A 7,216-nucleotide genomic window follows, 5' to 3' on the forward strand; every position below is an offset into this window, starting at 1 on the left:
TAAATGAAATGTTGGTAAGAGTGTTGGAAAATCAGACCGCTTACCAAGAGCTTTTTCATCATTATCTGCAGTGCATTACACGATTAGCCAGCAATGCAGATCAGCTTGAACCTACTCTACGAACCTTTGAATTTCAAATGTTACGGGCATTAGGTTATGGTGTTGATTTCTGCCATTGTATGGCAACAGGCGAAGAAGTTGATCCTGAAATGTGGTATCAATTCTGTGAAAATGAGGGCTTTATCGCTTCGCTTTTACAGAATAACTTGAGCTTTCTCGGCAAAGATTTGCTTGCCTTTGAGGTACTTGATTTCTCTGATAAATCTACCCAACAAGCTGCAAAACGCTTTACCCGCATTGCATTAAAACCTTATCTTGGCTCGCAACCGCTAAAAAGCCGTGAGCTATTTCAATCTATCCTACCAAGTAAATTAAAAGGGGCGTAAGCTTTGGTCATTTAAAATGGCATTTCCCGATTTTTTGTAGTACGTTGCAACAAAATACCGTCAATTTTACCGTAATAAAATGAAATACCCTGAATTGAAATAGAAAAGCCTTGCTTTCACAAGGCTTTAAGATCATTTTGATATGAATCAAAATACGATGAAATGCAGGGTTTTATTCCCTGAAAGTGATGTAATGGATATTTCTTCGTTATATCAAAAAGTGACTAAAATAGAACCTAAAATTACACGCTCAACAAGTGGATAAAGCAGGTAAGCCTTATGTCCAACATTTGCAAGCGGTTGCCAATAACTTAATTGAACCAACGGATGAAATGCTTGCGGTAGCTTGGTTGCATGATAGCATTGAAGATACTTCAATAACCTATGATGAGCTTAATACAAAATTTGGTAAAACAGTTTCTGATGCTGTTGATGCTATTTCTAAGCGTAGTGGGGAAAATTACGATGACTATTTAGTCAGAGTTAAAGAAAATCTGACCGCTTGTTTAGTGAAGATTGCTGATTTAAAACATAATGCAGATCTTACTCGATTACCTAAAATCACGGAGAAAGATGTTGCTAGACAGCATAAATACCAGAAAGCAATACAATTTCTATTAAGTTAATGTGATATAAGCCTACGATTAAATCTCGTAGGCTTTTTTATTTGGTGGTAAAAATGGCAATGCGTTATGACCGACTGCAGGTGAAAGCAGTCCAAGATGAAAATGGTTTTATTCGAGACACCCCTGTTCTTACACGAACGGGGGTTTTTGTTTATATGCTGCCTGATGGCACAAAAAGACGGGAGTATCACCCATCTGATGAGGTGTTTAAGGCAGATAGCCTGAACGCTTTTGTGGGCATTCCAATTACCGATGAACATCACGGGGAGATTAAGGGCAATAATGCCAAAGTGAATAATAGTTGGTATGGGTTAGCATTGACTTCTCGTGTGGAAGAAGAGGTGCTTTTTGCCGCAATGTGGGCAGAAGCCAATGGTAAGTTATTCTTAAACACAAGACCACTAAACGGCAAGGCGTGGTGATTGCAAAAGATAGCGGCTTGATTGGCTATCCTGAAAAAAACCGCGAAGCGGCACGCTCAAAATCGGCAGATGTGGACGATAAAAAACAAGCGAACCGCAAGCAAACCTCACTCTCTTTACAAGCACAAGATGGCTGGAATGTGAAAAGTTTGCTGTTACCGCAAGTGAACCCTGCTGACAAAGTAAAGCTAGAAAGTGTATCGGTGACAGGTTGGTTTCGTGCAGAAACGGTTAAGCATATCGGTGATACGCACCAAGGCGATTGGGTGACTGAATTGCACTTGGTGGAACGGATTATTGACAAGCAAACCGAAAAAGAGCAAAGCAAGGTGGCGAAAAGACACCGTAAAAAACGGGAAGCCCAAAAAGAAGAGAAAACGAAGCCGTGATAATTTTCACGGCTTTTTTGTTAAATCGGAAAAATCTGGCTATAACCAGTTGGCATTTTAACTGCAAGACTGAGTTCCCCACCCATTTTTTCAATGTAGCGTTTAAGTGTAGAGAGCTTAACATCATTGCCACGTTGTTCAATTTGGGCAATTGCAGATTGAGATACACCTATGGCTTGTGCCATCTCTTTTTGCGAGAGAGCAAGATTTTTACGGATCATCGCAAGTCCCGTTTCTAAAATCAATTCATCGGACATCTCTTTGATTTTTTGTTGAGATTCTGGTGTTTCACGGGCAATCATCTCTTCAAGGGTATACATTTTTTTCATTGATTACTCCAAACTTTGTAAGTAGTCGGTAAATTCAGCATCAGCGATTTTAATCATTCGCTCATAAAATTGCTTGTCGTTACTTTTATCACCTGCACAGAGCACGATGGCTTGTCTGAGTGGATCGAATGCAAAGAAAGCTCGTAATGGCTTGCCTTTATGTTGAATACGAAGTTCTTTCATATTCGGGAATTTTGAGCCTTTTATTGTGTCAGCATAAGGACGAGAAAGTTGGTAGCCGTAGATTTTTAGGTTATTAAGCGAAGCAAACACCGATTGACGAATCTCTTCAGTTTGTTCAAGTAACCAGAGATTAAATCGCTCGGTAGCGATTACCGTCCATTGAGATTGTTTTGTCATTTTTGTTTAACTGAGAAAGTTTAGCTTTATTTTATAATGTATAAATTATATTTTCAATAATATAGAGATTATTTTTGGGGGAAAGATGGAAGAACTCAATAATGCGTTAGCCGAAATCAATGTAGCAATGCCCGCAACCATTGTGAGTTACAACGCAGGCAATCAGTGGGCAACGGTTAAGCCTTCGCTGGCCAAGCGGTTAAGTAATGGCAATACTTTGCAAGCCCCACAGATTGTGAATGTGCCTGTTTGCTTTCCTGTGGCAGATGTAGGCGGAAACAAAGCAATGATTACCTTACCAATGAAAGCGGGTGATGGGGTGTTGCTCGTTTTTTCGCAACGTTCGATTGAAAATTGGCTGGACGGATCAAAGGGTTCGCCAGACGACCCACGAATGTTTGATTTATCCGATGCGTTTGCAATACCAAGCTGTAATGCTAAATCGCCTGCTGCAGATGCGGAAAATTTATCGATTCAATATGGCAGTGGCTCAATCAAAATCACGCCTAGTGGTGATGTGTTGATTGATAGCCCGAATGTTACCGTGAAATGTCCAACAACAACTTTTAACGGTGATATTCAGCTTAACGGCTCAATGGCGGCAAGCGGTGATGTGAGTGCAGGCGGTATTTCGCTTCAATCGCATAAACACGGTGGCGTGCAAGGTGGGCCAAGCAAAACGGGAGGCCCTGAATGACGGATTTAAAACTAGATGACAATCACGATTTACTGATTCGTGATGGGCGATTAGTGCTGGTAGAAGGAGCAAACCAGACGGCTCAGCAGATTAAAATTGCTTTACTTACCTTTTTCGGTGAGTGGTTTATGGATACAACGATTGGCGTGCCTTATTTTGAGCAGGTACTGATTAAATCGCCCGAAAAAGCCAAGATTGAGAATGTGTTTCGTAAGAAAATTTTAGACGTCGCAAACGTGAAGCGGGTGTTAGCAATGAATATGGCACACCCGCAAACAGTTTGCATTGCATTGTTAAAGGCGGGCTAGATACAGATATTGCCAAAATGATTTTATACCAAATGACAAGAATACGATAACAAAAATGCTTAACTGGGCACTATCGTTTGTTGGCGATGATTTAAAAATCAATGCCACATCAATCTATTATTTCATCTGAAAATTGACCGCTTACCTCTCTCAACGTAAAGAAACCTTGCTCACTACCCTTGCCAATAAAGCCGATGCGCTTAAATTGGGCTTACTGGTGGGCTACCCACAAACCGAAATTGAGAGCTGCTATCGCCAAGAGAAAGAAGCACTTGCCAAACAAGCCAAACCGCTCGCATTCTAAGCGGCTATTTTAGGGTAACCAGCACAAAAGTGCACTGGTTAAAGTGAATAAAGATGAGTGGTTAAAAAGTGAGTTTCGGAAAATGCGGTCTTTCGACCACACTTTATTATAAATTTTCCCCTTTTATCCAATCGTCTATCTTATCTGCCCATATTTGCATCATCTCTTTACGCTGTTCGGCATACTCGGCTTTATTGTAAACCGCTCTCACACCGTGTTGTTCGTGGGCTAGGATTTTCTCGGTCCAGTCTGAATTAAACCCCATTTCGTGTAAAAGTGTTGAGCCTGTTCTACGTAAGTCGTGAACTGTAAAGTCATCAATACGTTTCTCATCCTTGTTAATAAACTTAATGCAATTTGCAATGACGCGATAAAGAGAACTACGTGCAATAGGTTGTCTACAGTTAATTCTACCTGGTAATAAATAAGGTGAGCCTTCAGAGTAAATCTGAAAGGCAATGATTAAATCAATCGCTTGTTTGGATAAATAAACATTATGAGTTCGTTTTGCCTTCAGTCGTTCGGCTGGAATAGTCCCATCACTTCCATATCTGCCAATCGTGAGTGTTTCTCGTCTACCGTTAATACGGTAGTCGTATCTAAAAGTAATTGTGCCTGCAGGTTTGTCACATAAAGCCCATCGCGGTCAGCCACTTTGTAGAGTTTATCTTTTGGTTTAAGAGATTTAAGTTTTGAATCTGTTAGCATTTTTACGTCATTTTTACCGTTGTTTGTTTGACGGTGTTTTCGATCTTTTTGGCAGTATTAGCAATGCTATATCGTCAAAATGACCGTCAAAGAAGTAAACTAATATGAAATGCTATGAGATGATAAAGCCCTGTAAATACAGGGCTTGAGGCTAGTCTTGAAATGTTATGAAACGCTATAAAAAGCAGGTTTTTTTATTCCCACTCAATAGTCGCTGGTGGTTTTCCGCTGATGTCGTATACGACGCGGGAAATGCCATTCACTTCGTTGATAATGCGATTAGACACTTTGCCTAATAAATCATAAGGCAAATGTGCCCAATGTGCGGTCATAAAATCGATGGTTTCTACTGCACGTAGCGAAATTACCCAATCGTATTTACGCCCATCGCCCATTACACCAACAGATTTCACAGGCAAGAATACGCTGAAGGCTTGGCTGGTTTTTTCATACCAACCGCTGTTGCGTAATTCTTCGATAAAGATTGCATCTGCACGGCGTAATAAATCGCAGTATTCTTTTTTCACTTCGCCTAATACACGCACACCTAAACCTGGACCAGGGAATGGGTGGCGGTTGATCATTTCAGCTGGTAAGCCTAATGCTAAACCAATTTTACGTACTTCGTCTTTAAATAATTCACGTAGCGGTTCAACTAAGCCAAGTTTCATATAGTCTGGTAAGCCACCTACGTTATGGTGTGATTTAATCACATGTGCTTTACCGGTTTTGCTTGCAGCAGATTCGATGACATCAGGGTAGATTGTACCTTGTGCCAACCATTTCACATTAGTGAGTTTTTTGGATTCATCATCGAAGACATCGACGAACACTTTACCGATAATTTTACGTTTTGCTTCAGGATCAGGTACGCCTGCAAGTTCGCCTAAAAAACGGCTTTCAGCATCAACACGAGTGATGTTTAAACCGAATTTATCGCCAAACATTTCCATGACTTGATCGCCTTCGTGTAAGCGAAGCAAACCATTATCTACAAATACGCAGTGTAGTTTTTTACCAATCGCTTTATGTAATAACAGTGCGACAACAGAGGAATCGACACCACCAGATAAGCCTAAAATTACTTCATCATCGCCAACTTGGTCTTTAATTCGAGCAACGGCATCTTCGATAATGTTTTCTGCTGTCCATTTGGTTTCGCAACCACAGATATTCACAACAAAATTAGTTAATAATTCTAAACCTTTTTTGGTGTGGGTTACTTCAGGGTGGAATTGTACACCGTAGAAACGACGATTTTCGTCTGACATTGCTGCGATAGGGCAGGTTGGTGTTGTGCCAGTCACTTTGAAGTTCTCTGGTAAGCGGGTTACTTTATCGCCATGGCTCATCCAAACGTCTAATTTGGGCTCAGAAGCGGTCAAATTATCGTTAAGATTTGCAAAAAGTGCGGTGGAATTTTCAAGAGAAACGGAAGTATAGCCGAACTCTCTGTGATCAGACGTTTCGGTTAAACCGCCAAGTTGCATTGCCATCGTTTGCATACCGTAACAAATACCTAATACTGGTACTCCTGCATTAAAGACATATTCTGGTGCACGCGGACTATTTGTTTCAGTGGTGCTTTCAGGACCACCAGAAAGAATGATACCGTCTGGATTAAATTCGCGGATTTGTTGTTCGGTTACATCCCAAGCCCAAAGTTCGCAGTACACACCGATTTCACGCACACGGCGGGCAATCAGTTGAGTATATTGTGAACCAAAGTCGAGGATTAGGATTTTGTGATTGTGGATGTTTGTCATAAAAATCTCTATTAATTAAAAAATTATTTTTTAGTTTCCTGGCATGGTGCTGTTTCAAGAGCCTGTAAGCCTTCTTTTTTATAAATTGCAAACGAACCTTGACGACAATCAGAACCGAAAAGTCCAGCAAATTGTTTTGTTGGTTTACCTTGGGCAAGTAAATACAAATTACCTTTTTCATCAGTATGTTGTTTTTTTATCACCCAATTATTTTTTTGTAATGCTTTAAGCACACTTTCTTGTGATTGACCTTCATACATATCTGGAACACCACTTGAAGACCAGTCATTTGCACAAGCGGATAAGAAGAAACTCATAGAAAGAATAATAAATTTTTTCATATTGTATATTCCTTATAATCTAGCTACAGTTAAAATCCCTTAAAAACCAACCGCACTTTAAACAACAAAAGGTAGGCTAAAGCCCACCCTACAGTTACCCCATACGATAGTTCGGTGCTTCTTTAGTAATAGCAACATCGTGAACGTGGCTTTCTTTAATACCTGCACCACTGATGCGAACAAATTCCGCTTTGGTGCGTAGTTCATCAATAGTTGCACAGCCAGTTAAACCCATGCAAGAACGTAAGCCACCCATTTGTTGGTGGATGATTTCTTTTAAGTAACCTTTATATGGAATACGGCCTTCGATACCTTCTGGTACGAGTTTATCTGCCGCGTTATCCGATTGGAAATAACGATCTGATGAACCTTTCGCCATAGCACCTAATGAACCCATACCACGGTAAGATTTAAATGCACGCCCTTGGTAAAGTTCGATTTCGCCTGGTGCTTCTTCACGTCAAGCTCGGGGGCGGCGCTCCAGCGTTTAACACATTGGGTACTGTTTAGTAATTCCTTA

Annotated in this window: 12 protein-coding genes and 2 pseudogenes; 7 read left to right on the forward strand and 7 right to left on the reverse strand. The window is 40.5% G+C overall.

Translation table 11 applies throughout. The annotated features are described in order from the left end of the window. The 4 genes and pseudogenes from recO to KH943_RS08255 form a co-directional block, all read left to right on the forward strand. Positions 1-446 (forward strand): DNA repair protein RecO (recO, locus tag KH943_RS08240; RefSeq protein ID WP_304109891.1); only part of this gene is annotated, 446 nt, incomplete at its 5' end. Positions 447-688: 242 nt separating this feature from the next. Further along, positions 689-1,072: pseudogene (locus tag KH943_RS08245) on the forward strand (HD domain-containing protein); the annotation flags it as partial. Positions 1,073-1,125: 53 nt separating this feature from the next. Beyond that, a complete protein-coding gene (locus KH943_RS08250; RefSeq protein ID WP_438359832.1) occupies positions 1,126-1,494 on the forward strand; it encodes a DUF2213 domain-containing protein in 369 nt (122 codons plus the stop codon). Further along, entirely contained in the window at positions 1,491-1,883 is a 393-nt protein-coding gene (locus KH943_RS08255) for a hypothetical protein (protein WP_304109892.1), read from the forward strand. Before KH943_RS08250 ends, KH943_RS08255 begins: the two co-directional genes overlap by 4 nt. A gap of 20 nt (positions 1,884-1,903) precedes the next feature. On the opposite strand, the gene KH943_RS08260 is transcribed toward KH943_RS08255, so the two are convergent. Both KH943_RS08260 and KH943_RS08265 read right to left on the reverse strand, forming a co-directional pair. Beyond that, a complete protein-coding gene (locus KH943_RS08260) occupies positions 1,904-2,212 on the reverse strand; it encodes a helix-turn-helix domain-containing protein (RefSeq protein WP_368493500.1) in 309 nt (102 codons plus the stop codon). Positions 2,213-2,215: 3 nt separating this feature from the next. After that, the gene (locus KH943_RS08265; protein WP_304109894.1) at positions 2,216-2,572 is read right to left on the reverse strand and encodes a type II toxin-antitoxin system RelE/ParE family toxin; all 357 of its coding nucleotides are present in this window, start codon (positions 2,570-2,572) and stop codon (positions 2,216-2,218) included. Between the two features lie 85 nt (positions 2,573-2,657). On the opposite strand from KH943_RS08265, the gene KH943_RS08270 reads away from it, so the two are divergent. From KH943_RS08270 to KH943_RS08280, 3 genes are all read left to right on the forward strand, one after another. Further along, entirely contained in the window at positions 2,658-3,269 is a 612-nt protein-coding gene (locus KH943_RS08270; RefSeq protein WP_304109895.1) for a Gp138 family membrane-puncturing spike protein, read from the forward strand. After that, positions 3,266-3,577, forward strand: coding sequence for a hypothetical protein (locus KH943_RS08275; protein WP_304109897.1), 312 nt, complete (start codon positions 3,266-3,268; stop codon positions 3,575-3,577). Before KH943_RS08270 ends, KH943_RS08275 begins: the two co-directional genes overlap by 4 nt. 133 nt (positions 3,578-3,710) lie before the next feature. Beyond that, the gene (locus KH943_RS08280) at positions 3,711-3,881 is read left to right on the forward strand and encodes a hypothetical protein (protein ID WP_304109903.1); all 171 of its coding nucleotides are present in this window, start codon (positions 3,711-3,713) and stop codon (positions 3,879-3,881) included. Between the two features lie 106 nt (positions 3,882-3,987). On the opposite strand, the gene KH943_RS08285 is transcribed toward KH943_RS08280, so the two are convergent. The 5 genes and pseudogenes from KH943_RS08285 to KH943_RS08300 form a co-directional block, all read right to left on the reverse strand. Then, positions 3,988-4,467, reverse strand: a complete 480-nt coding sequence (locus KH943_RS08285; RefSeq protein WP_438359834.1) for a tyrosine-type recombinase/integrase — start codon at positions 4,465-4,467, stop codon at positions 3,988-3,990. After that, complete coding sequence (locus tag KH943_RS10230) at positions 4,395-4,589, reverse strand: hypothetical protein (protein WP_438359833.1); 195 nt, start codon at positions 4,587-4,589, stop codon at positions 4,395-4,397. The genes KH943_RS08285 and KH943_RS10230 overlap by 73 nt, the downstream gene beginning before the upstream one ends. A 194-nt stretch (positions 4,590-4,783) precedes the next feature. Further along, positions 4,784-6,355 carry a glutamine-hydrolyzing GMP synthase gene (gene guaA / locus KH943_RS08290; protein ID WP_304109899.1) on the reverse strand — a complete coding sequence of 524 codons (1,572 nt, stop codon included), beginning with the start codon at positions 6,353-6,355 and terminating at the stop codon, positions 4,784-4,786. A 23-nt stretch (positions 6,356-6,378) separates the two neighbouring features. After that, positions 6,379-6,696 (reverse strand): hypothetical protein, encoded by a 318-nt coding sequence (locus KH943_RS08295; protein WP_179225300.1) that lies wholly within the window; start codon positions 6,694-6,696, stop codon positions 6,379-6,381. 94 nt (positions 6,697-6,790) lie between these two features. Further along, positions 6,791-7,153 (reverse strand): annotated as a pseudogene (locus KH943_RS08300) (IMP dehydrogenase); the annotation flags it as partial. Positions 7,154-7,216: the final 63 nt, after the last annotated feature.

This window comes from Haemophilus parahaemolyticus, from assembly GCF_018373095.1.
GTDB classification, from domain to species: Bacteria; Pseudomonadota; Gammaproteobacteria; order Enterobacterales; family Pasteurellaceae; genus Haemophilus_A; species Haemophilus_A parahaemolyticus_A.

Coding starts and splice junctions, on each gene's coding strand:
- KH943_RS08250 (WP_438359832.1), top strand. CDS start 1,126: ATGGCAATGCGTTATGACCGACTGCAGGTGAAAGCAGTCCAAGATGAA.
- KH943_RS08260 (WP_368493500.1), bottom strand. CDS start 2,212: ATGAAAAAAATGTATACCCTTGAAGAGATGATTGCCCGTGAAACACCA.
- KH943_RS08265 (WP_304109894.1), bottom strand. CDS start 2,572: ATGACAAAACAATCTCAATGGACGGTAATCGCTACCGAGCGATTTAAT.
- KH943_RS08270 (WP_304109895.1), top strand. CDS start 2,658: ATGGAAGAACTCAATAATGCGTTAGCCGAAATCAATGTAGCAATGCCC.
- KH943_RS08275 (WP_304109897.1), top strand. CDS start 3,266: ATGACGGATTTAAAACTAGATGACAATCACGATTTACTGATTCGTGAT.
- KH943_RS10230 (WP_438359833.1), bottom strand. CDS start 4,589: ATGCTAACAGATTCAAAACTTAAATCTCTTAAACCAAAAGATAAACTC.
- guaA (WP_304109899.1), bottom strand. CDS start 6,355: ATGACAAACATCCACAATCACAAAATCCTAATCCTCGACTTTGGTTCA.
- KH943_RS08295 (WP_179225300.1), bottom strand. CDS start 6,696: ATGAAAAAATTTATTATTCTTTCTATGAGTTTCTTCTTATCCGCTTGT.